Consider the following 26250-nt stretch of genomic DNA (forward strand, 5'->3'; position numbering starts at 1 on the left):
TGGCGGCATTTGACGTTTTCGTCGCATGAGAATAGTTTTCAGTGCAACGGGGATCCCGGACGAGATGCTCTCTCGTCCCTCGACGAACCTGGAGGCAATGGTGCCACGGACTCGCGACATCGCAACCGGCCTGCCGATCGCACGGCGCATCGCAGACCGTCGTCGTGCCATGCCTGCCGCGATGAGCCGGATCGCCGACGTCGTCGCCGAGCATCCGGCCGCTCCTGTCGAGATGACCATCACCGAACTCGCCGAGCGCGCCGGCACATCGGCCGCCACGGTCACCCGCTTCTGCCGTGCCCTCGGCTTCGACGGGTACACGCAGTTCCGCGTGGGCGTCGCATCCGAGATCGGTCGGGGCGGCGCCGACGAGAGCTGGCATGCCGACATGGGTCGCGAACTGAGTCCGTCGGACGAACCGTCCAAAGTGCTGAACACGCTGGTGGGACTGCACGTCGAGAGCCTGCAGAGCACGGCGATGGGCCTCGACCTCGACGCGGTCCTGCGGGTCGCGGATGCGATCACCGCCGCCCGTCACGTCGACATCTACGGTGTCGGCGGGAGCGGGGTCATGGCTCGGGAGTTCCAGGGGCGGCTCTACCGCATCGGCGTCAACGCGCACAGCTGGTCGGACGTGCACGACGGTCTCACCAGCGCTGTCCTGCAGGATCAGTCGTCGGTCGCGATCGGCATCTCCAGCACCGGCCGCACTGAGGAGACGGTGCAGATGCTCTCCCAGGCGCGCTCAGCAGGGGCGTTCACCGTCGCGATCACGCACGACATCGATTCGCCCCTCGCCACCCTGGCCGACATCTCGCTCGCCACCGCGGAACCCACCGCCTATCTGCGCCCGGATGACCTGTCCGTCAAGCACTCGCAGCTGCTCGTCCTCGATCTGCTCTACGTGCTCGCCGCGCAGCAGACGTTCGGGGTGGCCGCCACCCGTCTGGCCGCAAGCGCCATGGCCGTTGCCCCGCACCGCCGCCCCCCGCGCACGCAGCGGTCGGACGCCGCCGCGCCGTGAGCGCACCGAAGACCCCGCCCGAATACCGATTCACACCCACAACGGAAGGTAATGAGATGGACATCAAAGACGCATCCATCAGCCGTCGCAACCTGCTGCGAGGTGCGGCAGCCGCAGCACTGCTGCTGCCGTTCAGCGCCACCCTCGCCTCCTGCGCCGCCCCCGGCGGTGGCGGCGCAGACAAGGCACCGGCCGGCGAAGTCACGGCCGACAACCCGTTCGGCGTCGCAGCGAACTCGAAGGTCGACGCGGTGATCTTCAACGGCGGCTACGGGATCGACTACGTCGAGAACTCGGCGAAGCTGATGGAGAAGAGCAAGGGACTCGACGGTGTCAGCGTCAAGGTCTCTCCGTCGACCAAGATCGCCACCGAGCTGCAGCCGCGGTTCGTCGGCGGCAACCCGCCGGACCTCATCGACAACTCGGGTGCGAACTCGATCGGCTGGAACACCATTCTCGACCAGCTCGAGGAGCTCGACGACGTGCTCGACGCGAACAACAGCGACGGCGAGAAGATCGCCGACACGGTGTTCTCGGGTGTGAAGGACCCGGGCACGTTCGACGGCAAGTTCGTCGCGCTCAACTACGTGCTGACGGTCTACGGCATCTGGTACTCCTCGAGCCTGTTCGAGAAGAACGGCTGGTCGGCACCGACGAGCTGGCAGGATCTCAAGGACCTCGGCGCGAAGGCAAAGGAGCAGGGCAAGTACCTGTTCCTGTGGGGCAAGGAGGCGGCGACCTACTACCAGACCATGGTCATCGATTCGGCCGTCGTGCAGGCCGGCGACGATGTGCGCCTGCCGCTGGAGAACCTCGCCGAGGACGCCTGGTCGCACCCCGTGCTGCAGGACATCCTGAACACCTTCTACGAGCTGATCCAGGCCGGCTACGTCAAGCCGGGCGGCTCGGGCACGCAGTTCACCGAGGCCCAGGCGCAGTGGAGCAACAGCCAAGAGGCTCTGCTGTACCCGTCCGGCTCGTGGATCGAGAACGAGATGAAGGACCAGACCGCGGACGGCTTCAAGATGAAGGGCATCTCCGAGCTGCCCCTGGACGGCAACCAGACCACGCCCGCGGGTACCGCGCGCGTGGAGGCCGGCGAGCCGTTCATCGTGCCCTCGAAGGCGAAGAACCCCGAGGGCGGCAAGGAGCTGCTGCGCACCATGCTGTCGAAGGAGGCTGCGACCGCCTTCGCGAAGAGCAAGCTGGCGCCGACCGTCGTCAAGGACACCGTCCCGGCCGACGGCTTCGGGTCCACGGCCCTGGTCTCGCAGTCCGAGATCATCGGCGCCGCCGACGGCAACGTCTTCACGATCAAGTCGACGAACCTGTACGGCATGAACAGCGACCAGCTGCCGATCTGGAACTCGTTCCTCGACGGCAAGATGGATGTCGCCACGCTCACCAAGCAGCTTCAGGCGCTGGTCGACAAGGTGCGGGAAGACGACTCCGTCAAGAAGATCGAGATCAAGTGACCACTGCTCCCGGTGTCGACGCGGCGCTGGACACCGTCGCCGTGACGGCAGCCCGGGCGGGGCGGCGCAAGCCGCCCCGCCTCGGGCGGCGCCCGCTGACCTTCGACTACGTCTCCTTCCTGCTGGTGTTCCTCGGCCTGCCGGTCGCGGTGTTCATGATCTTCGTGATCTCGCCGTTCGTGCAGGCCGTGTACTACTCGATGACCAACTGGACGGGCTTCACCGCCGAGATGGACTTCATCGGCGTGAAGAACTTCGTGAAGCTCTTCAACGACGCGACCTTCATGCAGGCGATGGGCAACAACATCCTGCTCGCCATCGTGCTGCCGCTGATCACGCTCACGATCGCGCTCGTCTTCGCGAGCATGATCACCATCGGCGGACCCAGCAGCGGCCAGGTGCGAGGGCTGCGCGCGTCGAGCTTCTACCGTGTGGTGTCGTTCTTCCCGTACGTCATCCCGGCGATCGTCATCGGCATCCTGTGGAGCATGATCTACACGCCCAGCGGCCTGCTGAACGGCCTGCTCGGCGCGGTCGGCATCGACATGAACGACTTCGCCTGGCTCGGCGACGAGCGCACCGCGATGGGCGCCTCCATCTTCGTCATGGCCTGGGGCATGATCGGCTTCTACATGGTGCTGTTCATCGCCGCGATCAAAGGGGTGCCCGCCGAGATCTACGAGGCGGCGCGCATCGACGGCGCGGGCCGATTCCGCACGACGGTGTCGATCACGCTGCCGCTCATCCGCGACAACGTGCAGACGGCATACATCTACCTCGGCATCATGGCGCTGGACGCCTACGTGTACATGGTCGCGCTGAACGCGACCGGCGGCCCCGGCAACAGCACTCTGGTGATGAGCCAGTACCTGTTCCGCACGGCTTTCGAGAAGGGCCAGTTCGGCCTCGCCAGCGCCATGGGCGTGGTGCTCGCCGTGATCACACTCATCTTCGCCGCGGCAGTGTTCCTCGTGAACCGCCTCACCGGCGGCAAGGACGACGACGGAGGCCGATCATGAGCCAGCAGACCCGGACATTGATCGCAGTCGACCCCGCACGCGCGCGCCGCGAGGGCGGCGTGGATCGCAAGCCCACCATGACCCGCGGGGACCGCGTCGTCGGCGCCGTCTCGCACGTGGTGCTCTCCATCTGGGCGATCGTGGTGATCCTGCCCATGCTGTGGACGCTGCTGAGCTCGTTCAAGGCGACGAAGGAGATCTTCGCCTCTCCGTTCGGCCTGCCCGCGCAGTGGAACTTCGACAACTACGTGTCGGCGTGGAGCAAGTACAACTTCGGGCAGATGTTCCTGAACACGGTCATCGTCGTCGGCTCGGCACTCATCCTGGTGATGCTGCTGGGCGCGATGTGCGCGTATGTGCTGGCCCGATTCTCGGTTCCCGGCAGCCGAGTCATCTACTACCTGATGCTGGCCGGGCTCACCTTCCCGGTGTTCCTCGCGATCGTGCCGCTGTTCTTCATCCTGCAGGGCATGGGTCTGCTCAACAGCCTGCCCGGGCTGATCCTCACCTACGTCGCCTTCGCGTTGCCGTTCACGGTGTTCTTCCTGTTCTCGTTCTTCAAGTCGCTGCCGTACGAGATCCAGGAGGCGGCGTACGTCGACGGCGCCAGCGAGTGGCGCACGTTCTTCCAGGTGATGCTGCCGATGGCCAAGCCGGGCCTCGCCGCGGTGGCGATCCTGAACTTCCTCGGGCTGTGGAACCAGTTCCTGCTGCCTGTCGCGCTGAACACCGACCAGGCGAAGTACGTGCTCTCCCAGGGCATGGCGGCGTTCGCGTCCGCCGCCGGCTACGCGGTGGACTTCGGGGCGCTGTTCGCCGCGGTGATCATCACGATCGCCCCAGTGCTGCTGGTGTACATCTTCTTCCAGCGTCAGCTGCAGGGATCCGTCACGCAGGGAACATCGAAGTAGCAGCATCCGTCGCTTACGCTCTTCTCATGACCCTGCACCCGCCGACCCGACGGCGACGCACGGCCCTCGCGATCGGCGGCGCCCTCGCGGTGGTGCTCGCCGTCACCCTGGGCATCACTCGTCCCTGGTCTCCGCCGGCGGAGACCGCTCCGGTCGCCGCGGCGGAGCACGGCATCTCCCCCGTGGCGCTCACGCTCCCCGACGATCCTGAGGTGCTCGTCTTCGGCGACTCGTGGACCTACGGTTCGGCGGCGACCGTGCCCACAGACGGCTACGCCTATCGTCTCGCCCGGCTCATTCCGGGCGACACGGTCGTGCGCGGGGTGCGTGGCAGCGGCTACCAGCGCCCTGGGCTGGACGGACCGGACTTCCTCACCCGGGTCGGCGAGCTGGAGTCATGGATCGATCCCGACCTGATCATCCTGCAGGGGTCGATCAACGATCGCCTGTCGGATGCGGCGGCGTACCCCGCCGCCGTGAATGCGGTGTGGGATGCCATGGTCGCCAAGTATCCCGGGGTGCCCATCGTCATCCTGGGACCGGCGCCGCACGAGCTGCCGGTCGGTACGTCGACGGCACGCATCGACCGCGACCTCGCCGATCTCGCCGCGGCGCGCGGCTGGTGGTACGTCTCGCCCGTGCAGGAGGACTGGATCACCGAGGCGAACTACCTGCAGCTGATCGACGTGGGCGTCGGGCGCAGGCATCCGTCGGATGCCGGTCACGCCTACCTCGCTGAGAAGGTCTCGGCGGCGCTGGACCGCTTCCGCACGGCGCCGGTGACCGCGGCCGACGAGGCGAAGCCGAAGCCGGCCAAGTAGTCAGTCGGCCGCGGAGTCAGTCGGCCGACGGGTACTCGACCGCGCGGCTTCTGATCACGGCTCCCGGCGTGAGCGACGCCTGCGCCACCCGGGCGTCGGGCATCAGGTGACCGACGGCGAGGTCGCGCGCCAGCAGGTGGTCGGCGATGATCCGCCGGTGGCAGCGCCACCAGACTGCCTCGGAGCACATCACCGCGGCCCGCCCGTCGATGCTGTCGGCGACCGCCAGCAGCTGCTCCATCCCCTCGGCGAAGTCGGCGCCCAGCGCGTAGTCGGCATAGTTGTGAAAGCTGCGGTTGCGCCACATCCCGTTCACCTCATCCGGGACGTGACGCTGCAGGTTCCGGCGTCCGCCGAGCTGTTCGATACGCAGGTACCGGATGTCATGCTCGGGCATCGATGCGGCGAGAGCGTCGGCGTTGAACCACGGGTATCGGTTCGAGCCCGGCAGCCGGCGCACGTCGATCAGCGCGCCCACCTCGGCCGCGCGCAGCAGCTCGGTGAACTCGTCCAGAGGGTGGGTGGAATGACCGACGGTGAGGATCATCGCTCAGTCGGCGAGCAGCGTCAGTGCGCTTCCCTTGTGCGCCGCGACGTGGTCGGTCTTGTCGCTCTTGATCTCGTACTGCGGGTCATCGTCGCTGGCGTGTCGCGTGCGGCCCATGAACTCGAAATCGGACGTGTGCACCTTCGTGATACGCCCGCGCACGCGCCCCGCCTCGGAGTTCCAGCTGACGTGCTCTCCGACCTTGTACCTTCTCGTCATCGCCGCGCTCCTCTCAAGGGTCCCGCTGCCGAAGACGAGAGAAGACCGCCCGGTGAGCGGTCTTCTCTGATGCGTGCGTGCCCCCGACAGGAATCGAACCTGCGACCTACGGTACCGGAAACCGGCGCTCTATCCGCTGAGCTACGGAGGCGTACCGGTCGAGCCTACCAGTTGCGGACTCCGTGGAATGCACGCGCACGACGTCTACGCGGCCGCTGCTCAGAGCATCGAGATGGTCAGCGCGATCACGGCGAGCAGCGGCATCGTGCCCTGCGTCGCAGCGGCCCGCAGCTTCGTGCGGTCCGAGAGAACGAGCACGAGGGCTGCGGCGAGCATCATCGCCGTGCCGGCGAGCGCGAGCGTCATGCCTGCCGTGAACCCGCCCAGGATGACCAGAACCACCCCGAGGAACGTCGCGATGGCGAGGAAGAGGTTGTAGAAGCCCTGATTGAACGCGAGAGCGCGCATCGTCTCGGCCTCGGACGCGCTTCGCACCCCGAAGATCCGTCGCGTGGCCGGCTGCGTCCACCGCCGGGATTCCAGCACGAAGATGTAGACGTGAAGCGCGCCGGCGAGCACGGCGAGCACGAGACCAGCGATCCGCATCGCTCGATTCTCCTCCGCAGCGCGCTGCCGGACAATTCCCGGCATGCTGCTTCCTCGCCCTGGGCGAGCTGACACTCTGCCGCCGCTGGCCGGGAGCCGGATGCCGGTCATGCGCCCGCCATACCCGACACTTGGCTCCCCGCTCCGGCCCGCCCAGGCCCGCCCGAGAATGCCTCAGACGAGGAAGAACGGCAGCAGGCCGGGGTTGTGCGCGTGCACGAGCACGGCGAACACGACGGCGTCGAAGAGCAGGTGCACGGTGACCACGTAGGCGAGCGAGTGTGTGCGCAGGAAGATCCAGCCCTGCAGCAGCGCGAACGGGATCGTCAGCACCGGCCCCCATTCGCGGTAGCCGAGCTCCCAGAGGAACGACACGAACACGACCATCTGCAGCAGGTTCGCGCTCAGAGCCGACATGTGCCGGCGCAGCAGGGCGAAGACGGTGCAGATGAAGAACAGCTCGTCCCAGATGCCGACGGCGCCGACGCCGACGAACAACCGGGCGATGAGGTCGGGAGTGTCGACGACCGGCCAGTTCTGATACACACCGCTGGTGATGAAGTAGTACGGCAGGATCAGCCAGCCGAGTACGAGCACCGCCACCAGCCAGCCCCACTGCCATCGCGTCCAGCGCGTGCGTGCGCGCCAGGGAAAGACGATCGCCCGATCGCGGAACACGAACCGCGACACGAGGTACGGCACGAGCACCGCTCCCCCGAGCGCGAGCGTGAAGCGCAGCATCGACAGGTCGTCGAGCTGAGCCTCGAGCGAGATCGCGTGCACGATGAGCATGCCGATCCCGATCAGCGACAGGTCACGGGTCAGCGAGGGCTCCGCCGAGGTCACTGAGCGCCGTTCGATCAGCGCCGCGATCCCGACCCCGGCCGCGAGCAGCAGCCAGCCGACCCAGGTCCAGCCGAGCACGAAGAACGCGGGAGCGGCAGCGCACACCAGCGCCGCCGGAAGGATGCTGTGCCAGGCGGACTTCGTCACACCCGTGGCACCCGGCGGTACGTGAGGTCGCGGATCTCGCGTCCCTTGGCGATGCCCTTGCGCTCGAAGGCCGTCATCACCCGCCCCTCGAAGCGTTCGGCCCACTCGCCGTCGAAGGCCCGCTCGAACTCGGGCGCCTCGTCGAGCACCTCGCGCATCTGCAGCGCGTAGTCCTCCCAGTCGGTCGCCAGACGCAGCACTCCCCCCGCGGCGATCGCGCGCCCGGCAGCCGCCGGGAAACCGGGGCGGATGAGTCGCCGCTTGGTGTGGCGCTTCTTGTGCCAGGGGTCGGAGAAGAAGATCCACACTTCGGATGCCGACCCCTCGGGCAGGTATGTCGAGAGCACCTCCGGAGCGTTCGCCTCGATCAGGCGCAGGTTTCGAACCTCGGCGGCTGCTGCGTCGAGCATGGTGCGCGCCAGCCCAGCCCTGAAGACCTCGACCGCCAGGAAGTCGGTGTCGGGCGCTGCGGACGCGGCCGCGACGATGGCGTGGCCCTGACCGGAGCCGATCTCGACGATCAGCGGCGCCTCGCGCCCGTACTCGGCCACCACATCGAGCCGCGCCTCCGGGTGCACCGAGGTGAAGGCCACATCGCGGGGAACGTCGAGCAGATAGAACGGCGCGTGCTGCTCGAACGCCCGCTCCTGCGCCTCGGACATGCGGCCGCTGCGGCGCACGAAAGAGACGGGCTCATCGCGGAAGGTGCGTGGTTCAGGCATCCCTCCAGGGTACCGGGGCACCGCACCCTCCCCCATCGGGATGCCCCGCGAGCGGCCGGTCACGGCGCCGGCGCCGTGACGAAGTCGATCAGCTCCTCGACCCGGCCGAGCAGCGCCGGCTCGAGGTCGCGGTAGGTGGTGACGCGCGAGAGGATCCGCTTCCAGGCGTGCGCGATGTCGGTCTGGTCGTGCGCCGGCCAACCGAAGGCTCGGCAGATGCCCGTCTTCCAGTCGGTGCCGCGCGGGATCTCGGGCCATGCCCGGATGCCCATCGCCGCCGGGGTCACGCACTGCCACACGTCGATGTACGGGTGCCCCACGATCTTCAGGTGCCGACCGTGCGGTCCGCGCATGATCTGCTCGACGATGCGCGTCTCCTTCGAGCCGGGTACCAGATGGTCGACGAGCACGCCGTAGCGTCGCGCGGCCGACGGCGGCGAGTCCGCGAGCAGCTCGTCGAGCAGATCGAGACCCTTCAGATACTCGACGACGACGCCCTCCGCGCGCAGATCCGCTCCCCAGACCTTCTCGACCAGCTCGGCGTCGTGACGCCCCTCGACCAGGATGCGGCTGGGCAGTGCCACCTTGGCCCGGTCGTCGGTGACGGCGAAGGACCCGGATGCCGTGCGGCGGGGCCCCGATCTCTTCACCACAGGTGCGATGAGCTTCACCGGCCTGCCGTCGATCATGAATCCGCCGCCGAGCGGGAAGCTGCGCCGGCGGCCCTTCCAGTCCTCGAGCTCGACCATCCCCGCCTCGATGCGAGTGACCGCGCCGCAGTAGCCGTCCTGCGCCACCTCGACGACGAGATCCTTGTCGGCGGCGACCTCGGTCGTCTTGGCGAAGCCGCGCTGACGCCAGCCGTCGGCGAGCACGTCGGAGCCGTACATGTCGTCCATGCCTTCCAGCGTATGCGTCTGCGCTGACGGCGAACGGCGAACCCGCCGCGAGTGCTGTCGTCGGTCGGACCCAGTGCATAGACTCGTGCCATGGTGCACGCCTGCCGGCCGAAGGGACTGCAATGAGGAATCGGTGGCGAACTGCGGCCGCGATCCTGCTCGGTGTTCTGCTGGGGGCGCTGTCGCTGAGCACGGCATCCGCGACCGACCCCGGCGAGCTCGACGGGCAGATCACCGATCGCAGCGGCGTCGTCTCCGCCTCCGATCGAGCCGACGCGCAGGCGACGCTCGACAGGCTGCGCGAAGAGGCCGGTGTCGACCTCTTCTTCGTGATGGTTCCGCAGTACACCTCCCCGGCCGATCCCGCCGAGTGGACGACCCGCACGGCGCAGGGCAACGGGTTCAGCGACTCGCAGTACCTCATCTCGGTCTCGACCGAGGGCCGCAACTACACGATGTATCGCCCCGACGCGGGGCGGATGAGCGTCGAGCAGCGCGACGAGATCCTCGCCGCCATGCGACCGGGCCTGTCGAGCAGCGACTTCAGCGGTGCGGTCGTCGCGGGCGCCGATGAGGCATACGACATCTTCGTGCTCTCGCCGCAGCGCTCCGCTCGCACTGCGGTCATCGTCGGGATCGTCGCGGTGATCATCGCCGTGATCGTGGTGATCGTGCTGCTCGTGCGCCGCGCTCGCAGGCGCGCGGCAGAGAAGGCCGAGCGGCAGGCGCAGCTGGCCGAGCTCGGCAGACAGGCCAGCATCGCGCTGGTCCGCACCGACGACCTGGTGCGCACCAGCGAGCAGGAGATGGAGTACGCCCGCGCGCAGTTCGGCGACGAGGTGATCGGACCCTTCGTGCTCGCCCTGCAGACATCACGCACCAACCTCGACGAGGCGTTCTCGCTGCAGCAGAAGCTGGACGATGAGATCCCCGACACCGACGAGCAGCGGATCGAATGGAACCAGCGCATCCTGCAGCTGTGCTCGGACTCGACGCAGGTGCTCGAGGCGCGCAAGGCCGAGTTCGACGAGCTGCGCGAGCTCGAGCAGAACGCCCCGGCCGCGCTCGAGAACGTGCGCCGTCTTCGTGCCGCGGCGGGCGCCGAGATCGAGCGCGCCGATCGGATCCTCGCCGAGCTCGCCACGGTCTATGCGCCCTCGGCGATCTCGCCCGTCGTGGGCAACACGGCCGAAGCCCGCTCTCGGATGGCCTTCACCGACGAGCGCATCCACGAGGCCGACGCGTTGATCGCGGCCGGCGAGACGGGTGATGCCGCGGTCGCCATTCGTGCGGCCGAGGCCGCCGTGCAGCAGGCCACCCAGCTCGAGGACGCGATCGAGAAGCTGCAGGGTGACCTGCGGGCGGCGGACGAGCGGGCTGCGGCGCTGATCTCCGAGCTGACCGCCGACGTGCAGACCGCTCGTTCCCTGCCCGATTCCCAGGGCGGGATCGCTCAGGCCATGGCCGGCACCCTGCAGGGCGTTCAGCGCGCGCAGGCGATGCTCGCGGCATCGGGCCGCGAACCTCTCGACGCGCTGCGGATGCTGGAGGCGGCCAACACGTCGATCGACGCGGTGATCCAGCAGGGCCGCGACGAACAGGCCCGGCTCGCGCGCGCCGTGAGCATGCTCGGCGATGCGGTTCGGCGGGCAGAGGTGCAGATCTCCACGGCGGAGAGCTTCATCCTCAATCGGCGCGGATCGATCTCGTCGACCGCGCGCACCAGGCTCGCCGAGGCGCAGGCGACGCTCGACCAAGCGCGATCGACCGCACGGGTCGACCCCGTCCAAGCGCTCGCGCTCGCACAGCGGGCGGATGCGCTGGCATCCGAAGCCATCCGGATCGCCCAGAGCGACTACTCCGGGTTCAGCGGCGGCGGCCCTGGGGGCGGCGACACACTCGGCGCCCTCCTCGGCGGCATCCTCATCGGACAGGCCACCGGCGGTCACCACGGCGGTGGCTGGGGCGGCGGCTGGGGTTCGGGAGGAGGAAGCGGCTGGAGCACCGGCGGCGGCAGCGGCGGCGGCGGCTTCTTCGGAGGCGGAGGAGGCGGCGGCGGGGGCTTCTCGGTCGGGGGCTTCGGCGGCAGCTCCGGCAGCAGCGGCGGCGGCGGAGCCTTCTGACACCTCCCGACTGACCTCACGATCCTGATACGACCATCCACAACGACACCCTGAGAACAGCAAAGGAATGAACATGGCCAAGGAATCCATCTTCGGACGCATCTCGACCCTCGTCCGGGCGAACATCAACTCGCTCCTCGACCAGGCCGAGGACCCACAGAAGATGATCGACCAGCTGGTCCGCGACTACTCGAACAACATCGCCGACGCCGAGTCGGCGATCGCCGAGACGATCGGCAACCTCCGCCTGCTCGAGCGCGACCACGAAGAGGACGTCCGCGCGGCACGCGAGTGGGGCAACAAGGCGCTCGCCGCCAGCCGCAAGGCCGACGAGCTGCGCGCGGCCGGCAACACGACCGACGCCGACAAGTTCGACAGCCTCGCCAAGATCGCGCTGCAGCGTCAGATCGGCGAAGAGCGCGAAGCGCAGGCCTCCGAGCCGCAGATCGCCGCGCAGACCGAGATCGTCGAGAAGCTCAAGAGCGGCCTGAACGGCATGAAGGACAAGCTCGGTGAGCTCAAGACGAAGCGCAGCGAGCTGCTGGCCCGCGCGAAGGTCGCCGAGGCGCAGACCAAGGTGCAGGATGCCATCGGCTCGATCAACGTGCTCGACCCGACCAGCGAGCTCGGTCGCTTCGAAGACAAGATCCGCCGTCAGGAGGCCCTCGCCCAGGGCAAGGCCGAGATCGCGGCCTCGTCGCTCGACGCACAGTTCGAGAGCCTCGAGGACCTCGGTGAGCTGACCGAGGTCGAGGCCCGCCTCGCCGAGCTCAAGTCCGGCGGCACCCCGCGTGCCGCTCTCGAAGCAGAGTGACCCTTGGGGTGGATGCCGCGCACCGGCATCCACCCCACTTCTCCCCTCGGAGAGAACATGACCCGTTTCCTGATCGTCCCGCAGTGGCAGGGCTCGCCGTCGGCCCGCGCCATGCTGCTCACCGACGGCGCCGCCGCCATCGCCGGCGACCTGCCGCGACGCGATTCGACCATGCTCGATGTGCCGCTCGAGGCCGGCGACTCGCTCGGCACCGGCATCCGGCGTCTCAGTGCGCTGCTGCGCACGCGAGAGCTCGTCGCCGAGCACCTCGGCGCTGCGGGCGAGCAGACCGTGGTCGTCGGGGGCGACTGCAGCGTGAGCGTCTTCGCCCTTTCTGCCGTCGACACCTCGGACCTTGCCGTGCTGTGGTGCGACGCGCACCCCGATCTGAACGATGCGTCGACGTCGCCTTCCGGGGCCTTCGCCGGCATGGCGTTGCGGGCCGTGATGGGCGAAGGCGAGCCGCAGCTCGCCCTGTCGCCGGGTGTGCCCGCAGAGCGCGTCGTGCTGCTCGGCGCGCGCGCCATAGACGACACCGAGCGGGATGCCCTGGACGGGTTGGCACAGATCTCCACCGACAGTCTCGGTGACCCCGGCGTCGTCGCCGCCGCCGTGCGCGCGACGGGCGCGAGCCGCGTGTGGGTGCACATCGACGTCGACGTGCTCGACCCGGCGGAGTTCGAGGGCGTATCCGAAGCCGCGCCGTTCGGTGTGACCGCGAAGGACCTCGCCGCGGCGCTGCGGCGACTGCGTGAGGAAGTGCCTCTCGCCGGTGCCACGATCGCCGGTTTCGCGCCGCGCAGCCCCGCCGACGCCGTACTCGACCTCGGCGCGATCCTGCGTCTGATCGGTGCTGTGGCATGACCGCCGACTGGCGAGCCGAAGCGGATCGCGCGCTCGCGCGCGGACGCCGTGTAGACCGGCTTCTGCCGTCGCTGCTGCTGGACTCGCCGATCAGCAGCCTCGGCTACGCGTGGGGCACCGCGGTCGGCTGGGTGTGGGGATCGCTGTGGAGCACCGGCCGAGTGCAGCGCCGGGAGGGGCTCTGGGTCTTCCGCGGCCTGCCGGGCTGGGCCTTCGCCCGCGGCGGTGTCTGCGTGGGCGGGTGCTTCCTCACCGGCGACCGCGATCCGTCGGACGCCGTGCTCAGGCATGAGGCGGTGCACAAGCGCCAGTGGCGACGATACGGGTTCCTGATGCCGGTGCTGTACCTGCTCGCCGGACGGAATCCGCTGCGCAACAGGTTCGAGATCGAGGCAGGGCTGGAAGACGGCGGCTACGTGCCGCGCTCACGGCAGGTCGGTCAGTCCGACGCGAGACCGTAGCGCGACGGAGCGTGGATCGCGTCCGCCGGGACGCTGCAGGCGCTCGTCAGGTGGTCGACGATGTCGGCCGTGCTCAGCCAGCCGCCGAGGAGGATCACCTCGGTGCGCAGGCCCGCACCGGAGTCGTCGCAGAGCATCTCGTCCGCCCACGCGATCGCGGCGCGGCTGAGCGCCTCGCCGGTGGAGCGCGGCTGCGCGCCGCGACGCGAGCGTGGCAGCCAGGTGACGGTCATCCGCGGGGGCGCCATGACGACCCCGATGTCGGAGGACTCCGGCACCTCGATGAAGACGCGCCCGACTGCGCACATCGGCAGCGTGGCGAGGGCGAGCTCGAGGTCGGCGAGCGATCGCTCATCGGCCGTGATCAGGTGCTGAACCTGCGGTCGACGGGATGCCCGGCGTGCGGCGCGGCTGCCGGCGTACGTCTGAGTGGTGCCCATGATGGACCAACCCTACCATCGATGTAGGGTTGCCTAACCTCAGTCGGAGCTCATTCGAGGAGTGCGTCCGCCAGCGCGTGGAGTTCGGCAGCGCTCATGCCGGCGTCGCGGAGGTACGCGGCCACAGATCCGAACCGGTCGTCGATGTCGGCCAGCAGCGACGCCATCACCGGGGCGGGCGACTCGGTCGCGAGTTGCACGGCATTCGTCGCGTCGGGCAGGTTCGCTCGCAGGTACTGCACGATCGCCCGATTGCGCTCGAGAGGCAGCTGCGAGGCGGTGAGTGCGTAGTCGGCGATCACCGCCTCCCGATCTGCGCCGACGGCGCTGAGTGCGAGGGCGACGGTGACGCCGGTGCGGTCCTTGCCGACGGTGCAGTGCACGAGTGTCGGCTCGCCCGCCGAGATGAGGCGCACCGCGTCGATCAGCCTGGGCGCCGACTCGTCTATCAGATGACGGTACATCGCGGCGAGGTCCATGTTCAGAGCGAAGAACGATCCGACCGACCCGAGGAAGAGCGGGATGCGCGTGATGGGCACGCCGGTGAGCGCGGACGGTTCGCGCTCGACCTCGGCGTCGTCACGCAGGTCGATGACGTGTCGCACGCGCTCCGCGAGATCCGCGCCACCCTCGGTCGTGAGGTGCGCGAGGTGGCCGGAGCGCAGGAGCGCTCCGGAGCGGACCCGCGACGAGCCGGCGGGGATGCCGCCGACGTCGCGCAGGTTCGCCACACCGCTCACGGCGAGCACGCTCATGGGAGTACTGGATTCGGGCACTTGCTCATTCCGCCAGCCTACGCGCGCGTCTCGCGGAACACGCGACCATCAGAAACAGCGGAAATGCATATGCTGAAGCTACTTCGCGTGAAGCATGACATGTTGCTGACTATCACCACCCAGAGTCATGCAGAATGCTCTGGCATTTCTTCCTGCCGCTGTGACAAGAGCAGAATATGGCCGTGGTCCAAGACACCAGCGAATTCCGCTATCTGCCGCACCAGGCGCAGACGCTCGGCACCGACGTACCCCGCGCCGAGCGTATCGCGATCGACCTTCCCGACGGTCGGGCTCTCAGTGCGCTGCGCTTCGGCGACGGCGACCCCGAGGTGACGCTGCTGCACGGCGCCGGCCTCAACGCCCACACGTGGGACACCGTCGCCTTGCTGCTCGGCCGCCCGGCCATCGCGATCGATCTCGCAGGCCACGGCGACTCCTCCTGGCGCGACGACCTCGACTACTCCCCCGCCGTGCTCGCCGGCGACGTGGCTCACGCTCTCGCCCTCTGGGCGCCGCGTCCGCAGATCCTCGTCGGCCACTCCCTGGGCGGGCTCACCGCACAGGTCGTCGCGGCAGAGCATCCCGAACGGGTTCGCGAGCTGATCCTGGTCGACATCGTGCCTGGGCTCGACACGGACGCCGCCCCGGCCGTGCTGCGTGAGTTCTACGCGGTCACCGACTTCGCCTCCCGTGACGAGGCGGTCGATCGGGCGCAGGCGTTCGGCTTCGGCGGCAGCCGCGCCGACACCGAGCGCGGGGTCTTCTTCAACACGCGCGTGCGCGACGACGGTCGCGTGGAGTGGAAGCACCACTTCGCGCGCATCATCGCATCCGCCTTCGACTCCCTGAAGGCCGAGCAGGTGGCATCCGCTGTCACGCCCTGGGCGCACCTCGCCGCCGTCACCGCGCCCGTCACCCTCGTACGCGGTGGGCGCGGCTTCCTGCAGGATGCCGATGTCGCCGCGTTCACCGAGCACCTTCCCGCAGCCGCTGTCGTCACCGTCGACGCCGGACACAACGTCCAGGAGACAGCCCCCGACTCGCTCGCCGCCATCGTGACCGGCGCGCTGACCCGCGCGACGCGCTGACCGCGCGCCGCACCATCTCGAGAGGACGCCCCTTGTCTGCTTCCCCCTCCCGGCGCTCCGCCGGAATCGCCGCGCTCGGCCTCCTCGCCGTCGGCGCGCTCGCGCTCAGCGCCTGCACCCCGGCCGCTGAGCCCACGCCGGCGGCATCCGCCACCGCCGATCCCGACGCGACGCTCACGGTCGGACTCGTGCTCGAGCCGACCAACCTCGACATCCGGCACACCAGCGGTGCCGCTCTCGAGCAGGTGCTCGTCGACAACATCTACGAAGGGCTCGTCACCCGCACGCAGGAGAACGGCATCGAGGAGCGCCTGGCGAGCGCGTACGAGATGTCGTCCGACGGACTGACATACGAGTTCACCCTCAACGAGGGCGTCACCTTCCACGACGGCACTCCCCTCACCTCGGCCGACGTGGTCGCCTCCTACGAGGCGGTCAGGACGGATGCCAGTGTGCAGGGCAACGCGGAGTTCGCCGGCGTCGCCGCGATCGCAGCCCCCGATGCTCAGACGGTGACGATCACCCTGACCAAGCCCGACCAGAACTTCCTGTTCACCCTCACCGGCCCCGCCGGACTGGTGTTCAAGAACGGCGACACGACCGACCTGAAGACCGCCGAGAACGGCACCGGACCGTTCGTGCTCGACCGCTGGGCGAAGGGCAGCGCCATCACCTTCGATCGGTACGACGAGTACTGGGGAGAGAAGGCGACGATCGGCGAGGTCGTGTTCGAGTACATCCCCGACTTCACCGCGGGAGTGAACGCCGCGCTCGACGGCACGCTCGACGTGCTCACCGCCGTCGACCCGAACCTCGTCTCTCAGCTCGAGGACACCGGCGATTTCACGATCACGACCGGTCGCACCACAGACAAGGCCACTCTCGCCTTCAACAACCGCATGGCCCCGCTCGACGACGTCAGGGTGCGCGAAGCGCTGCGACTCGCTGTCGATCACGAGGCGCTCGTCGAGGCGATCGGCGCCGGCCAGACGCTCTACGGCCCCATCCCCGAGCTCGACCCCGGGTACGAGGATCTCAGCGACGTCGCACCCTACGACCCCGCGCGGGCGAAGAAGCTGCTGAAGGAAGCCGGTCACGAGAAGCTCGACCTCACCCTCACCATCCCGTCCTTCTACGGCACGACCGCGGCCCAGGTGCTGGTGTCCGATTACGCGAAGGTGGGCGTCTCGCTCGAGGTCAAGCGCGTCGAGTTCCCGACCTGGCTCGACGACGTCTACACGAACCACGACTACGAGCTCAGCTTCGTGCTGCACGTCGAGCCGCGCGACTTCGTGAACTTCGCCAATCCCGATTACTACTTCGGCTACGACAACGCCGAGGTGCAGAAGCTGTACGCGCAGTCCCAGACCGAGATCGACCCGAAGAAGTCCGCCGACCTGCTGAAGAAGGCCGCGCGCATCGTCTCGGAGGATCACGCGGCCGACTGGCTGTACAACGGCGCCACGCTCACCGCGCACACCGCCGCTGTCTCGGGCTTCCCGACCGACTCGGTCAACTCGCGCATCGACCTCGCCGGCGTGACGAAGTCCGCGGAGTGATCCGCTACGCGCTCACTCGGGGAGCCCTGCTGCTCGCAGGGCTCCTCGTGTCGAGCGCGATCATCTTCCTCACCCTGCGGGTGTTCCCCGGAGACGTCGCGCAGCTCATCGCCGGCACCCAGGCCGACCCGCAGACCGTCGCGGCGCTGCGCGAATCGCTGGGCCTCGACAAGCCGCTGCCCGCGCAGTACACCGACTGGATCGGCGGCATCCTGCGCGGCGACCTCGGCACCTCGCAGCTCAGCGGTGCTTCAGTCGGCGCCGAGCTGGTCGAGAAGTCGCGTGTGACCGTTCCCCTCGGGCTGATGGCGCTGGCCATCGCCCTGCTCATCGCCGTGCCGTTCGGCGTGGCATCCGCGGTGCTGCGCGGCCGCGCCGGCGGCACCGCGCTCAGCTTCGGAGCACAGGCTCTCGCCGCCGTGCCCGTGATCTGGGCCGGAATGATGCTGGTCGTCGTCTTCGCGCACTGGCTGGGCTGGCTGCCCGCGCAGGGCTTCCCCCGCTCGGGCTGGACGACACCGGCCGAGGCGTTCGAATCGCTGCTGCTGCCGGCGCTCACCATCGGCATCGTCGAAGGCGCCATGCTCATGCGGTTCGTGCGCAGCGCCACCCTGCAGGCGGCCGGGCAGGACTTCGTGCGCACCGCCGCAGCGAAGGGGCTGACCCGCCGCCAGGCGCTCATCCGTCACGGCATCCCCGCGGTGGGACTCTCGATCGTCACGGTGCTCGGGGTGCAGGTCGCCGGCATCATCGTGGGCTCGGTGGTCATCGAGCAGCTGTTCACCCTGCCCGGCATCGGCCGCATGCTGGTGGCTGACGTCGGCACGCGCGATCTTGTCAAGGTGCAGAGCGAGCTGCTGGTGCTCACCGGGTTCGTGCTGATCATCGGCTTCATCGTCGACCTCGTGCACCACGCCGTCGATCCGCGGCAGAGAGCGGAGGAGAGCTGATGCCCCGCTGGCTGCGCGTGCTGCTGTCGTCGTGGACGGGCCGGTTCGCCGTGCTCGTCGTGGCGCTGATCGCGCTGACCGCCGTCGTCTCGTTGTTCTGGACACCGTTCGATCCGATGCTCACCGACGTGCGCGGACGGTGGGCAGCGCCCGGCTGGCCGCACCTGCTCGGCACCGACGGCACGGGACGCGACATCCTCAGCCTGATCATGGCGGGCGCGCGCACGACGGCCTTCGTCGCCGTCGGGGCGGGCGTCATCGCCACGCTCGTCGGCGTCTCGCTGGCCGCCCTGGGGGCGCTGACGACGAGATGGGTGCGCGAGAGCGTCGCCGTGCTGGTCGACATCCTCATCGCGTTCCCGGTACTGATGATCGCCATGATGATCTCGGCTGTCTGGGGCGGGTCGCTGTGGGTGGTCGTCTTCGCGGTAGGCATCGGCTTCGGCGTGAGCATCGCGCGTGTCACCCGCCCCGAGCTGCGGCGCGTGCAGCAGAGCGACTTCGTGCTCGCGGGCCGGGCATCCGGACTCTCCACCGGGCAGAACCTGACCCGCCACCTGCTGCCGAACATCGCCCCGGTCTTCATCGTGCAGCTGTCGTGGTCGATGGCCGTCGCGGTGCTCGCCGAGGCGGGACTGTCGTATCTCGGATTCGGCGCGTCGCTGACCGAGGCCTCGTGGGGCACACTGCTCGCCGACCTGCAGCGTTACATCGGCGTGCATCCGCTCACCGTGGTCTGGCCGGGCATCGCCATCACCCTCACCGTGCTGGGCCTGAACCTGCTCGGCGACGCGCTGCGCGAGGCCACCGACCCGACGCTCACGCGACGCTCGGCGCAGGTGCACGTGCCGGAGGTGGTCGCATGACGCTCGAGGTCGAATCGCTTGTCGTCGAGCTCGACGGCGCGCGCGTGGTCGACGGCGTCTCGTTCACCGTCGCCGACGGTCAGCGGCTGGGCTTGATCGGCGAGTCCGGGTCGGGCAAGTCGATGACCGCGCTCGCGATCCTCGGCCTGCTGCCCGAGAACGCCCGGGTCAGCGGCAGCATCCGCTGGGACGGCGCCGAGCTGGTCGGCATGCCCGACCGCGACCTCGCCCGTCTGCGCGGCGACGAGATCGGCATGGTCTTCCAGGAGCCGCGCACCGCGCTCAACCCGATCCGCACCGTGGGCAGGCAGATCGCCGAATCGGTGCGCATCCACGAGCGGATCGGCAGACGCGAGGCGCGCGAGCGCGCCCTCGCCGAGGCGGCGCGCGTGCAGCTGCCGGACCCGGCATCCATCGTCGATCGCTACCCGCACCAGCTCTCCGGCGGTCAGCGGCAGCGCGTGGCCATCGCGATGGCGCTCGCGTGCCGCCCCCGGCTGCTCATCGCCGACGAGCCCACCACGGCGTTGGACGTGACCATCCAGGCCGAGGTGCTGAAGCTGCTGCTCGGTCTCGTCACCGATGAGGGGATGTCGCTCGTGTTCATCACGCATGACCTCGCCGTGCTCTCGCAGGTCGCGACCCACGGCGTCGTGCTCGAGCACGGTCGCGTGGTCGAGCAGGCTCCGATCCCGACGCTGCTCGGCTCGCCGGCATCGCCGGTGACCCGGGCTCTGCTGCGCGACGCCACCGCGACGCTGTGGCGAGCGGATGCCGGCGACGAGAGGCCCGAAGAATGAGCTCGCCTGCCCGCGCCGACCGTGGACTCGTCGTCGCCGAGGGTCTCAGCCGCAGCTTTCCCGTGCGACGGCGCACGATGTTCGATCGTCCCCGCACGAGCATCGCGCTGCACCCGACCGACCTCGAGGTCGCCGAGGGCGAGTCGCTGGGGCTGATCGGCGAATCCGGATCGGGAAAGTCGACGCTCGTGAAGCTGCTGCTCGGTCTCGACCGGCCGACCAGCGGTCGGGTGCGTGTCGCCGGCCGCGATGTGGACGCCGCGGCGAGCGCGAGGTCGCTGCACTGGCTGCGCCGGGAGACCGGGCTGGTGTTCCAGGACCCGTACGCATCGCTCGACCCGCGGATGAGCATCGGGCGGATCATCGCCGAGCCGCTCTGGGCCCTCGACATCCCGGGTGACCGGCGTGCGCGGGTGCGCGAGGTGCTCGCGCAGGTCGGCCTCGACGCCGACATGGCCGATCGGCATCCGCACGAGTTCTCGGGAGGGCAGCGCCAGCGCATCGCCCTGGCGCGCGCGATCGTGCACCGACCGCGGATCCTCGTCGGAGACGAGCCGATGTCGGCGCTCGACGTCACCGTGCGCGCGCAGATCCTCGCCCTGCTCGCCCGGCTGCGCGTCGATGAGGGGCTGACGATGATCACGGTCTCGCACGACATCGGACTGGTGCAGCATCTCAGCGACACGGTCGCGGTGATGAAGGACGGCCGCATCGTGGAGCGCGGCACGGTGTCCGCGGTGCTGCAGCATCCCGAGCAGGGGTATACGAGGCGCCTGCTCGCGGCGGTGCCGGTCATCCCGTCGCCCTGAGACGCGGCGAGCGCTACAGCGCTCTCTGCAGGAAGAGCACGCCCAGCCGGTCGCCGAACTTCTCCCCCACCTCGGTGAGCCGGCCGGCGTCGACGAAGCCCGCTCTGCGGTGCAGCGCGATCGACGCGTCGGCGCCCCGGTCGGCGATCACGGCGATGACCTGTCGCAGACCCGCATCGCGGCATCGGTCGAGGAAGATCGCCAGCAGCGCCCGGCCCACTCCCCGGCCCGCCGCCGACGGGGCGAGGTAGATCGAGTTCTCGATCGTGAACCGGTAGGCCGACTTCGACGACCAGGGCACGCCGAGCGCGTACCCGAGCAGGTCGCCGTCCGTGGTCTCGGCGACGAGGAACGGGATGCCCGCGTCAGCGATCCGAGCGGACTTGCCCTCCCACTCGGCGTCCGTCGACTCGATCTCGTCGAAGGTCACGGTGGACGACCGCACGTAGTGGTTGTAGATGTCGCGGATCGCGGGCAGATCGGCATCCGCCACCGGACGCACCCGCAGCTCGCTCACGCGTCCCCAGCCACGCGCCAGTCGACCGGGTCGGCGCCCATGGATTCGAGCAGCGCGTTCACGCGTGAGAACGGGCGCGAGCCGAAGAACCCCCGGTTCGCCGACAGCGGCGACGGATGCGCCGACTCGATCGTGGACGCGTCGCCGAGCAGCGGCTTCAGCGCCGCGGCATCCCTCCCCCACAGCACCGCCACCAGCGGCTGCTCGCGGGCGACGAGCGCGCGGATCGCCAGCTCGGTCACCCGCTCCCAACCCCACCCGCGGTGGGATGCCGGAGCACCCGGCCGCACGGTCAGCACCCGGTTCAGCAGCAGCACACCCTGATCGCTCCACGCGGTGAGATCGCCGTGCGGCGCCGGCGGGATGCCGAGGTCGCTGTGGCGTTCCCGGTAGATGTTGCCGAGGCTGCGCGGCAGCGGGCGCACCTCGCGCTCGACGGCGAACGACAGGCCGATCGGGTGACCGGGCGTCGGGTACGGATCCTGTCCGGTGATCAGCACCCGCACATCGGCCAGCGGCCGTTGGAAGGCGCGCAGCACGTTCGCGCCGGCGGGAAGGTAGCCCCGGCCCGCCGCCTGCTCAGCCCGCAGCCGGTCGCCCAGTTCGGTGAGCAGCGGCTGCACGGGCTCGAGCGCCTGCGCCCAATCGGGGTCGACCGAGCCGTCCTCGGCGAGTTCGGCGAGGGTGCGCCGCATCAGTCGTCCGTGCGCACGTGCAGCGCACCGCGCGCAAGCAGATGCTGCGCGGCCTGCGCCAGCGGGCGCATGGTGACCAGATCGAGGTTCACGCGACGCGGTGCGTTCAGCGCGTAGGCGATGAGCTCGGCCACGTCATCCGCGATCAGCGGCTCGGCGACGCCGTCGTACACCGACTCGGCTGCTGCCGCGTCCCCACCGAGACGGTTGAGCGCGAACTCCTCGGTGTGCACCATCCCCGGCGCGACCTCGACCACGCGGATCGGCTCGCCGTGCAGTTCCTGGCGCAGCACCTTCACGAGCATCGACTCGGCGGCCTTGGCCGCGTTGTAGCCGCCGCCTCCCGGGTACGCGGTCTGCGCGGCGGTCGAGGTGACGAACACCGTGTCGGCATGGCCGTCGGCGGCCGCGGCCCGGCGCAGCAGCGGAAGCAGGCCCGCGACGAGCCGCTGCGTGGCGAGCACGTTGGCGTCGTACATCCACTGCCAGTCGTCGATCGCCCCCTGCGCGACGCTGTCGGTGCCACGAGCACCCCCGGCGACCTGCACCAGCGCGTGCACCGGACCGGTGCGCTCGAGTTCTTCGGCGAGGGCCGTGACGGCAGCAGGGTCGGTCAGATCGCACGCGATGGTCGACGCACCGGTCTCGGCTGCCAGCTGCGCCAGGCGCTTCTGCCGTCGCGCCACGCCCACGACCTCCCAGCCCTGGGCGCGCAGCACGCGCACGGTCGCCTCTCCGATACCCGAGCTCGCTCCGGTCACCACGGCACGTCTGATCACCATGCCCTCCACCGTATGCGCAACACGGCCGGATCCGGCCATCCCGCCGTGTTACGTAACATTTCCCGGCGCTTGTCGACGCCCGCGCAGCTTCGTAGTGTCGCTTGCAGGCATCCAGCCGAACGACCCCACGACCCGAACCCTGGGAGCACGTCATGACCGCAGCCGAGAACTGGCGCTTCGAGACCAAGCAGATCCACTCGGGCGCCGCGCCCGACCCGGTCACCAAGGCGCGCGCGACGCCGATCTACCAGACCACCTCGTACGTGTTCGACAACGCCGACCACGCCGCGAACCTGTTCGCGCTGGCCGAGTTCGGCAACATCTACACCCGCATCCAGAACCCCACGCAGGATGTGCTCGAGCAGCGCCTCGCCGCTCTCGAAGGCGGCACGGGGGCCCTCGTGCTCTCCAGCGGCCAGGCCGCCTCGACCTTCGCGATCCTGAACATCGCTCAGGCGGGCGACCACTTCGTGGCCTCCAGCGCGATCTACGGCGGCACGTACAACCTCTTCAAGTACACCCTGGCCAAGCTCGGCGTCGAGGTCACCTTCGTCGAGAACCAGGACGACCTCGACGAGTGGCGCGCAGCCGTGCGTCCGAACACGAAGCTGTTCTTCGCCGAGACGATCGGCAACCCGAAGATCAACGTGCTCGACATCCGCGGCGTCGCCGACGTCGCCCACGAGAACGACGTGCCGCTGATCGTCGACAACACCATCGCGACGCCGTACCTCATCCGTCCGTTCGAGCACGGCGCCGACATCGTCACCCACTCGGTCACCAAGTTCCTCGGCGGCCACGGCACCACCATCGGCGGTGCGATCATCGACGGCGGCACCTTCGCGTGGTCGCAGCACGTCGACAAGTTCCCCGGCCTCACCGAGCCCGACCCCTCGTACCACGGCGCGTCGTACACGACCGCAGTCGGCGATGGCCTCGCCTACGTCATCAAGGCGCGCGTGCAGCTGCTGCGCGACCTCGGCTCCGCGATCTCGCCGCAGAGCGCATGGAACCTCATCCAGGGCGTCGAGACCCTGTCGCTGCGCATCGAGCGTCACGTGCAGAACGCGCAGGAGATCGCCGAGTGGCTCGAGACCCACGACGACGTCGCCTCGGTGAACTACTCGGGTCTGCCGTCGTCACCCTGGTACGCCAAGGCCAACGAGTACGCGCCCAAGGGCGTCGGAGCGGTGCTGTCGTTCGAGCTGAAGGGCGGCGTGGAGGCGGGACGCGAGTTCGTCAACAGCCTGAGCCTGTTCAGCCACCTCGCCAACATCGGCGACGTGCGCTCGCTCGTCATCCACCCGGCCTCGACCACGCACTCGCAGCTCTCGCCCGAGCAGCAGCTCTCGGCCGGCGTGACGCCCGGTCTCGTGCGCCTCTCGGTCGGTCTCGAGAACGTCGACGACCTCAAGGTCGACCTGGACAGCGCTCTCGCGGCGGCCCGCCGCGTCGCGGAGGCCGCTCGCGCCTGAGCCATCTCCTCGTCAGACGCGGATGCCCCGGACCGTTCGGTTCGGGGCATCCGCGCGTGGAAGCCAACCGCCCGCCCGTAACCTGCCCCGGGCCCCGGGGCGCACAGGCGAGAATGGACGCATGGACTGGCAGACGACCTCTGAGGACACGGTGCCATCGGCTCCCGTGACCGAGGCCGATGTGCGTCTGCTGCGCGCCAGGCCGCCGGCGACCGGCGCCTGGCGCGACGGCGACCCTGCAGGCGAGCGCCGCTTCACCTTCCTCGGCGACTTCCGCACCGAGAACGGCCAGCTGCTGCCGGCCACGCGCCTGGCGTGGGAGAGCTGGGGCGAACTGAACGAGGCGCGCGACAACGCCGTGCTGATCCTGCACGCGCTCACCGGCGACAGTCACGTCCGCGGCCCCGCAGGCGCGGGCCACCCCACCGCCGGATGGTGGGAGGACATCGTCGGACCCGGGTCGGCGATCGACACCGACCGCTGGTTCGTGATCGCCCCGAACATGCTGGGCGGATGCCAGGGATCGACCGGGCCGGCGAGCATCGCCCCGGACGGCCGGGAATGGGCATCCCGTTTCCCGTACCTCACCATCCGCGACCAGGTCGCTGCGCAGATCGCCCTGGCCGACGCGCTCGGCGTCGGTCGCTGGGCCGCGGTGATCGGCGGCTCGATGGGCGGGATGCACGCGCTGGAGTGGGCGGTGATGCAGCCCGAGCGGGTCGAGCGCCTCGCCGTGCTCTCGTCTCCCCCGGTGACCACCGCCGACCAGCTGGCGCTGAACTTCGTGCAGCTCGAGACGGTGCGCATGGACCCGCGGTTCGCCGGCGGCGAGTACTACGACGCGGCACTCGGCGAGGGCCCGCACCGCGGCCTCGCCCTGGCGCGTCGCATGGCGCTGCTGAACTACCGCAGTCCGATCGAGCTCAACCAGCGGTTCCAGCGGTCGTGGCAGTCGGATGTGTCTCCTCTCGGCCGCGGCGGACGCTTCGCGGTCGAGTCGTACCTCGACTTCCACGGCAACAAGTTCACCCGCCGCTTCGACGCGAACAGCTACCTCACGGTCGTCGAGGCGATGAACTCGCACGACATCGGCCGCGATCGCGGCGGGGTCGAGCAGGCGCTGCACACCGTCACGGCGCGCACGCTCGTGCTGGGCATCGACACCGACCGGCTGTTCCCCGTCGACGGGCAGCAGCGCATCGCGCGCAGCATCCCGAACCTCATCGACGGCGAGACCGTGGTGCTATCCAGCGACTTCGGGCACGACGGATTCCTCATCGAGACCGACCCCGTCGGGGCCCATCTGGAGCGGCTGCTCGCGTCGTGACAGGCCGCCGGATGCCGGTCAGCCCCGCTCGTACACCCACGGCAGCGTGCTCATGGTCAGCCGGTGCCGCGCGCCCGGCGCGCCCGGCCCATCCGGATGCTCCTCGTCGCCCTCCCACAGCGCACGCATCCCGCGCTCGAGCTTCTGCATCCGCGTCTCGTAGCGAGCGAACCCGCTGACCGACCCGAACGCGTCGTCGACCGTCGCGTGCTCACGCAGCGCATGCAGGGTGATCCAGGTCGGCGGGAAGAGCGTGAGCTCTCCCACCGCGTGTCCGGCGAAGGCGCGAGCAGGGGTCATCCAGACCGCCTCCTCGATCTCACCCGGGTTCGGCCGCAGCGGCTCACCGCTCTCGCGGGCGAGGAAGAACCAGGTGCGGAACCTCACCGGTGTCTCGGCCGGCGGCACCCAGCGCGAGAGCGTCACCAGACCCCGGATGCCGATGCCGGCCTCCTCCTGGGTCTCGCGGACGGCCGCGCGCAGGGCCGTCTGCTCCTCGTCGCCGCCCTCGCGCTCGTCACCGGGATCCACTCGGCCACCGGGGAAGACCCAGGCGCCGGGGAAGGACCCCGTGGCGGGGCGCCGCAGCAGCAGCGCCTCCAGGCCGTCCACCCCATCCCGCAGCACCACGGCCGTGCCGGCGACGCGCATCGGGGCATCCATACCGG

The 26250-nt window shown here is 69.5% G+C and carries 29 protein-coding genes and 1 tRNA gene; 17 read left to right on the forward strand and 13 right to left on the reverse strand.

Annotated elements, in window-relative coordinates:
- Positions 1 to 97 precede the first annotated feature (97 nt).
- The 5 genes from ACWGSM_RS02925 to ACWGSM_RS02945 all read left to right on the forward strand — a co-directional run bounded on the left by ACWGSM_RS02925 (position 98) and on the right by ACWGSM_RS02945 (position 5250).
- Positions 98 to 1024: a MurR/RpiR family transcriptional regulator gene (locus tag ACWGSM_RS02925; RefSeq protein WP_452321469.1), complete on the forward strand. Its 927-nt coding sequence runs from the start codon at positions 98 to 100 to the stop codon at positions 1022 to 1024.
- A gap of 56 nt (positions 1025 to 1080) precedes the next feature.
- Positions 1081 to 2499 carry an N-acetylglucosamine/diacetylchitobiose ABC transporter substrate-binding protein gene (ngcE, locus tag ACWGSM_RS02930; protein WP_452321470.1) on the forward strand — a complete coding sequence of 473 codons (1419 nt, stop codon included), beginning with the start codon at positions 1081 to 1083 and terminating at the stop codon, positions 2497 to 2499.
- Positions 2496 to 3518, forward strand: coding sequence for a carbohydrate ABC transporter permease (locus ACWGSM_RS02935; RefSeq protein ID WP_452321471.1), 1023 nt, complete (start codon positions 2496 to 2498; stop codon positions 3516 to 3518). Before ngcE ends, ACWGSM_RS02935 begins: the two co-directional genes overlap by 4 nt.
- A gap of 77 nt (positions 3519 to 3595) precedes the next feature.
- Positions 3596 to 4429, forward strand: coding sequence for a carbohydrate ABC transporter permease (locus ACWGSM_RS02940; protein WP_452321589.1), 834 nt, complete (start codon positions 3596 to 3598; stop codon positions 4427 to 4429).
- A 26-nt stretch (positions 4430 to 4455) separates the two neighbouring features.
- Positions 4456 to 5250 carry an SGNH/GDSL hydrolase family protein gene (locus ACWGSM_RS02945; RefSeq protein WP_452321472.1) on the forward strand — a complete coding sequence of 265 codons (795 nt, stop codon included), beginning with the start codon at positions 4456 to 4458 and terminating at the stop codon, positions 5248 to 5250.
- 16 nt (positions 5251 to 5266) lie between these two features.
- Here ACWGSM_RS02945 and ACWGSM_RS02950 read toward each other — a convergent pair whose 3' ends face one another.
- From ACWGSM_RS02950 to ACWGSM_RS02980, 7 genes are all read right to left on the reverse strand, one after another.
- Positions 5267 to 5797, reverse strand: a complete 531-nt coding sequence (locus ACWGSM_RS02950) for a DUF488 domain-containing protein (RefSeq protein ID WP_452321473.1) — start codon at positions 5795 to 5797, stop codon at positions 5267 to 5269.
- Between the two features lie 3 nt (positions 5798 to 5800).
- Complete coding sequence (locus ACWGSM_RS02955; protein WP_452321474.1) at positions 5801 to 6016, reverse strand: DUF2945 domain-containing protein; 216 nt, start codon at positions 6014 to 6016, stop codon at positions 5801 to 5803.
- 78 nt (positions 6017 to 6094) lie between these two features.
- A tRNA-Arg gene (locus ACWGSM_RS02960) sits at positions 6095 to 6167 on the reverse strand.
- A gap of 68 nt (positions 6168 to 6235) precedes the next feature.
- Positions 6236 to 6622: a DUF1304 domain-containing protein gene (locus tag ACWGSM_RS02965; RefSeq protein WP_452321475.1), complete on the reverse strand. Its 387-nt coding sequence runs from the start codon at positions 6620 to 6622 to the stop codon at positions 6236 to 6238.
- Between the two features lie 174 nt (positions 6623 to 6796).
- The gene (locus ACWGSM_RS02970) at positions 6797 to 7615 is read right to left on the reverse strand and encodes a CPBP family intramembrane glutamic endopeptidase (RefSeq protein WP_452321476.1); all 819 of its coding nucleotides are present in this window, start codon (positions 7613 to 7615) and stop codon (positions 6797 to 6799) included.
- Positions 7612 to 8337: a tRNA (guanosine(46)-N7)-methyltransferase TrmB gene (gene trmB / locus ACWGSM_RS02975; RefSeq protein WP_452321477.1), complete on the reverse strand. Its 726-nt coding sequence runs from the start codon at positions 8335 to 8337 to the stop codon at positions 7612 to 7614. Before trmB ends, ACWGSM_RS02970 begins: the two co-directional genes overlap by 4 nt.
- 59 nt (positions 8338 to 8396) lie before the next feature.
- On the reverse strand, positions 8397 to 9236 hold the full coding sequence (locus ACWGSM_RS02980) for a DUF3097 family protein (protein WP_452321478.1): 840 nt from the start codon (positions 9234 to 9236) through the stop codon (positions 8397 to 8399).
- Between the two features lie 122 nt (positions 9237 to 9358).
- On the opposite strand from ACWGSM_RS02980, the gene ACWGSM_RS02985 reads away from it, so the two are divergent.
- The 4 genes from ACWGSM_RS02985 to ACWGSM_RS03000 all read left to right on the forward strand — a co-directional run bounded on the left by ACWGSM_RS02985 (position 9359) and on the right by ACWGSM_RS03000 (position 13498).
- The gene (locus ACWGSM_RS02985; RefSeq protein ID WP_452321479.1) at positions 9359 to 11359 is read left to right on the forward strand and encodes a TPM domain-containing protein; all 2001 of its coding nucleotides are present in this window, start codon (positions 9359 to 9361) and stop codon (positions 11357 to 11359) included.
- Positions 11360 to 11432: 73 nt separating this feature from the next.
- A complete protein-coding gene (locus tag ACWGSM_RS02990; RefSeq protein WP_452321480.1) occupies positions 11433 to 12173 on the forward strand; it encodes a PspA/IM30 family protein in 741 nt (246 codons plus the stop codon).
- Positions 12174 to 12230: 57 nt separating this feature from the next.
- Positions 12231 to 13037: an arginase family protein gene (locus ACWGSM_RS02995; protein ID WP_452321481.1), complete on the forward strand. Its 807-nt coding sequence runs from the start codon at positions 12231 to 12233 to the stop codon at positions 13035 to 13037.
- Entirely contained in the window at positions 13034 to 13498 is a 465-nt protein-coding gene (locus tag ACWGSM_RS03000; protein WP_452321482.1) for a Fe-S oxidoreductase, read from the forward strand. Before ACWGSM_RS02995 ends, ACWGSM_RS03000 begins: the two co-directional genes overlap by 4 nt.
- On the opposite strand, the gene ACWGSM_RS03005 is transcribed toward ACWGSM_RS03000, so the two are convergent.
- Both ACWGSM_RS03005 and ACWGSM_RS03010 read right to left on the reverse strand, forming a co-directional pair.
- Positions 13477 to 13938 (reverse strand): SIP domain-containing protein, encoded by a 462-nt coding sequence (locus tag ACWGSM_RS03005; protein ID WP_452321483.1) that lies wholly within the window; start codon positions 13936 to 13938, stop codon positions 13477 to 13479. The two genes, ACWGSM_RS03000 and ACWGSM_RS03005, sit on opposite strands and share 22 nt — an antisense overlap.
- A gap of 50 nt (positions 13939 to 13988) precedes the next feature.
- Complete coding sequence (locus ACWGSM_RS03010; protein WP_452321484.1) at positions 13989 to 14693, reverse strand: tyrosine-protein phosphatase; 705 nt, start codon at positions 14691 to 14693, stop codon at positions 13989 to 13991.
- 197 nt (positions 14694 to 14890) lie between these two features.
- Between ACWGSM_RS03010 and ACWGSM_RS03015 the strand changes: the two genes are divergently transcribed.
- From ACWGSM_RS03015 to ACWGSM_RS03040, 6 genes are read left to right on the forward strand one after another with little or no spacing between them, the layout of a single operon-like run.
- Positions 14891 to 15802 (forward strand): alpha/beta fold hydrolase, encoded by a 912-nt coding sequence (locus ACWGSM_RS03015; protein WP_452321485.1) that lies wholly within the window; start codon positions 14891 to 14893, stop codon positions 15800 to 15802.
- Positions 15803 to 15834: 32 nt separating this feature from the next.
- Positions 15835 to 17361, forward strand: coding sequence for an ABC transporter substrate-binding protein (locus ACWGSM_RS03020; protein ID WP_452321486.1), 1527 nt, complete (start codon positions 15835 to 15837; stop codon positions 17359 to 17361).
- Positions 17358 to 18311 carry an ABC transporter permease gene (locus ACWGSM_RS03025; protein ID WP_452321487.1) on the forward strand — a complete coding sequence of 318 codons (954 nt, stop codon included), beginning with the start codon at positions 17358 to 17360 and terminating at the stop codon, positions 18309 to 18311. Before ACWGSM_RS03020 ends, ACWGSM_RS03025 begins: the two co-directional genes overlap by 4 nt.
- Positions 18311 to 19177 (forward strand): ABC transporter permease, encoded by an 867-nt coding sequence (locus ACWGSM_RS03030; RefSeq protein ID WP_452321488.1) that lies wholly within the window; start codon positions 18311 to 18313, stop codon positions 19175 to 19177. Before ACWGSM_RS03025 ends, ACWGSM_RS03030 begins: the two co-directional genes overlap by 1 nt.
- Positions 19174 to 19977 (forward strand): ABC transporter ATP-binding protein, encoded by an 804-nt coding sequence (locus ACWGSM_RS03035; protein WP_452321489.1) that lies wholly within the window; start codon positions 19174 to 19176, stop codon positions 19975 to 19977. The genes ACWGSM_RS03030 and ACWGSM_RS03035 overlap by 4 nt, the downstream gene beginning before the upstream one ends.
- Positions 19974 to 20786 carry an ABC transporter ATP-binding protein gene (locus tag ACWGSM_RS03040; protein ID WP_452321490.1) on the forward strand — a complete coding sequence of 271 codons (813 nt, stop codon included), beginning with the start codon at positions 19974 to 19976 and terminating at the stop codon, positions 20784 to 20786. Before ACWGSM_RS03035 ends, ACWGSM_RS03040 begins: the two co-directional genes overlap by 4 nt.
- A 13-nt stretch (positions 20787 to 20799) precedes the next feature.
- Here ACWGSM_RS03040 and ACWGSM_RS03045 read toward each other — a convergent pair whose 3' ends face one another.
- From ACWGSM_RS03045 to ACWGSM_RS03055, 3 genes are read right to left on the reverse strand one after another with little or no spacing between them, the layout of a single operon-like run.
- Positions 20800 to 21303, reverse strand: coding sequence for an N-acetyltransferase family protein (locus ACWGSM_RS03045; protein ID WP_452321491.1), 504 nt, complete (start codon positions 21301 to 21303; stop codon positions 20800 to 20802).
- A complete protein-coding gene (locus ACWGSM_RS03050) occupies positions 21300 to 21998 on the reverse strand; it encodes a uracil-DNA glycosylase (protein WP_452321492.1) in 699 nt (232 codons plus the stop codon). Before ACWGSM_RS03050 ends, ACWGSM_RS03045 begins: the two co-directional genes overlap by 4 nt.
- Positions 21998 to 22780 carry an SDR family oxidoreductase gene (locus ACWGSM_RS03055; RefSeq protein WP_452321493.1) on the reverse strand — a complete coding sequence of 261 codons (783 nt, stop codon included), beginning with the start codon at positions 22778 to 22780 and terminating at the stop codon, positions 21998 to 22000. The genes ACWGSM_RS03050 and ACWGSM_RS03055 overlap by 1 nt, the downstream gene beginning before the upstream one ends.
- A 152-nt stretch (positions 22781 to 22932) precedes the next feature.
- Between ACWGSM_RS03055 and ACWGSM_RS03060 the strand changes: the two genes are divergently transcribed.
- Entirely contained in the window at positions 22933 to 24255 is a 1323-nt protein-coding gene (locus ACWGSM_RS03060) for a bifunctional o-acetylhomoserine/o-acetylserine sulfhydrylase (RefSeq protein WP_452321494.1), read from the forward strand.
- 121 nt (positions 24256 to 24376) lie between these two features.
- Positions 24377 to 25582, forward strand: coding sequence for a homoserine O-acetyltransferase MetX (gene metX, locus ACWGSM_RS03065; RefSeq protein WP_452321495.1), 1206 nt, complete (start codon positions 24377 to 24379; stop codon positions 25580 to 25582).
- 18 nt (positions 25583 to 25600) lie between these two features.
- Here the strand turns inward: metX and ACWGSM_RS03070 are convergent, their stop codons facing one another.
- A complete protein-coding gene (locus ACWGSM_RS03070) occupies positions 25601 to 26245 on the reverse strand; it encodes an NUDIX hydrolase (protein ID WP_452321496.1) in 645 nt (214 codons plus the stop codon).
- Positions 26246 to 26250: the final 5 nt, after the last annotated feature.

Source organism: Microbacterium sp. NPDC055521 (assembly GCF_053619695.1).